The following is a 2,329-nucleotide window of genomic DNA, read 5'->3' as shown; positions in this document are numbered from 1 at the left end:
TTCGGCACGACCTGCAGCCCCGCGCCGACTTCCCGGAACGCCCGGCTCTGCTCGAGGACGGTGACCCGATGGCCGGCGCGGCGCAGCGCGAGCGCGGCGGCCAGGCCGCCGATGCCGGCGCCGACGACGATCGTGTCGAGTGACAGGGAGGGTGTCATGGGCGGGTTCGCTGTGGGTCCGGAAGGGATCGGCATGGCGTCATAGTCCCGGCAGCACGTCGCGGGCGAACACCTCCAGGTTGTTGCTCATCAGCTCGTACGGCTGCGCGCCGTAGTCGATGTGCCACAGGATCGCGTCGAGCCCGAGATCGGCTTCCAGCGCGCGAATGCGCTGGCGCACGGTGTCGGGCGTGCCGAGCACGGCGGTCGCGTCGAGGTCGGCCGTGTCCATGCCGCCCATCTTGTTCTTCATCGCCTCGTTGTAGCCCTGGTAGGCCGACGACTGCACCTGGTCCCACGACTTCGCGGCTTCCGCGAAATAGCGCCAGTGATGGCGCAGGCGCGGTTCCGCGAGCGCCAGCGCGTGCGCGTCCGACGTGCCGATCATCAGCGGGATGCTGATCGCGACCTGCGGCCGGCGGTCCGTATGGCCGTGATGGCGCTCGAACGTCTCGCGATAGAGCGCCACCATGTCCTGCGTCTTCGCGAGCGCGTCCTTGCGCGGCGGCGCGGCCATCAGCAGGTTGAAGCCGCGTTCGCCGATCCACTCGAAGCTGGACGGCGTGAGCAGCGCGGCGACCCAGACCGGCGGGCGCGGCTGCTGCGTCGGGCGCGGCAGCGATTGCGCGTCGCGATAGCGGAAGAACGGCGTGTCCTCGCTGACCGATTCCTCGGCAAGCAGGCGCACCGTCGCGTCGATCGTCTGCTGGAAGCGCGCCTTGCTCGAATCGAGATCGATGCCGAACGCATCGAATTCGTACGGCAGGAATGCGCGCGCGAAGCCCAGCTCGAGTCGCCCGTTCGAGATCGCATCGAGCTGCGCGGCTTCGGCCGCGAGCTGGATCGGATGATGGAACGACGCCTGGATGCCGCCCGTCATCAGGCGGATCGACTTCGTCTGCGCGGCCGCGGCCGCGAGGAACATCAGCGGCGACGGGCTGTAGCCGCCGTACGGCTTCAGGTAGTGCTCGGTCATTTTCACGTACGCGTAGCCGAGCTTGTCGCCCAGTGCGCTGAGCTTCAGCGCGTTCGCGTAGTAATCAGCAGCCGGGCGGTCAGCCGGGCCGGTATCGGGCAGAAAGGACACGCCGAACTTCATAGACACCTCACAGGTTGATGTGCTGCCGTTGTCTGCAAAGGGGAACCGATGCCGCGTCGAATGCGTCCCCCGGTCGGGAAACAAAGTCGCTCGCAATGTACTTGCAAGGATGATCCAATCATAGGATGATTGGGTCTATGCAAGTCTTACACGATGCAAGATTTGCTGCAAGCGTTGCTCGGTTGTTGCTCCAGTTCCGCCCGCAAGCGGGCACCCCGGGGGCAGGCTGAAGTCGCACGGGCCGGCCTCTCCATTTCTGGCGAGGAATCAAGGATGAATGCTCTTCTATCGGTTTCTGGCAAGGCGCTCAGGATGCGGCGGGTGGTGCGTGCCGCGTCGGGCAAGTGCCTGATGGTGCCGCTCGACCATTCGCTCGCGGACGGGCCCATCGCCCATCCGCAGCAGTTGCGGCAGCTGGTCGGCGACATCGCCGCGCACGGCGGCGACGCGATCGTCGTGCATCGCGGCCGCGCGCGCTTCCTGTCGCCCGACGTGCTGAGCGATCTCGCGCTCGTCGTGCACCTGAACGGCAGCACGCGCTACGCGGAGGACGTGAACGCGAAGACGCTGTTCGCGAGCGTCGAGGATGCAATGGCATGCGGCGCGGACGCGGTCAGCGTGCACGTGAATCTCGGCTCGAAGACGGAAACCCAGCAACTGCTCGACCTGAGCCGCATCGCGGCCGAGTGTGCGCGCTGGTCGGTGCCGCTGCTCGCGATGATCTATCCACGCGGCCCGGGTCTCGGCGATCGTCCGCAGACCGAATTGATCGCCCATGCGGCGAACGTCGCGGCGGATCTCGGCGCCGACATCGTCAAGCTGCCGTACAGCGGCGACGCCGCGAGCATGGCCGACATCATCGCCGGCTCGTCGCTGCCGGTGCTGGTCGCGGGCGGCGCGAAGCTGCCGGAAGACGAGTTCGTCGCGTTCACGTCGCGCGTGATGCACGCGGGGGCGCTCGGCATTGCTGCCGGCCGCAACGTGTTCGCCGCGCCAAAGGCCGCACCGCTGATCCGCCGCCTGTCCGATGCCGTGCACGGCGTCGAGCGGCGCGCCGCGCATCTGGCCGTGA

3 protein-coding genes are annotated in these 2,329 nt (G+C 67.7%); 1 reads left to right on the top strand and 2 read right to left on the bottom strand.

The genetic code is table 11. From position 1 onward, the window contains the following. A partial coding sequence (locus G3N93_RS38190; RefSeq protein ID WP_206135350.1) for an FAD-dependent oxidoreductase occupies nucleotides 1–158 on the bottom strand: 158 nt, incomplete at its 3' end. A gap of 40 nt (nucleotides 159–198) precedes the next feature. Beyond that, nucleotides 199–1,245, bottom strand: coding sequence for an LLM class flavin-dependent oxidoreductase (locus G3N93_RS38185; RefSeq protein ID WP_244132398.1), 1,047 nt, complete (start codon nucleotides 1,243–1,245; stop codon nucleotides 199–201). A 285-nt stretch (nucleotides 1,246–1,530) separates the two neighbouring features. On the opposite strand from G3N93_RS38185, the gene G3N93_RS38180 reads away from it, so the two are divergent. Beyond that, nucleotides 1,531–2,329 (top strand): 2-amino-3,7-dideoxy-D-threo-hept-6-ulosonate synthase (locus G3N93_RS38180; RefSeq protein ID WP_206135349.1); only part of this gene is annotated, 799 nt, incomplete at its 3' end.

It is taken from the genome of Burkholderia sp. Se-20378 (genome assembly GCF_017104665.1).
Taxonomy (GTDB): domain Bacteria; phylum Pseudomonadota; class Gammaproteobacteria; order Burkholderiales; family Burkholderiaceae; genus Burkholderia; species Burkholderia lata.
This window is presented reverse-complemented; position numbering and strand designations above follow the sequence as displayed.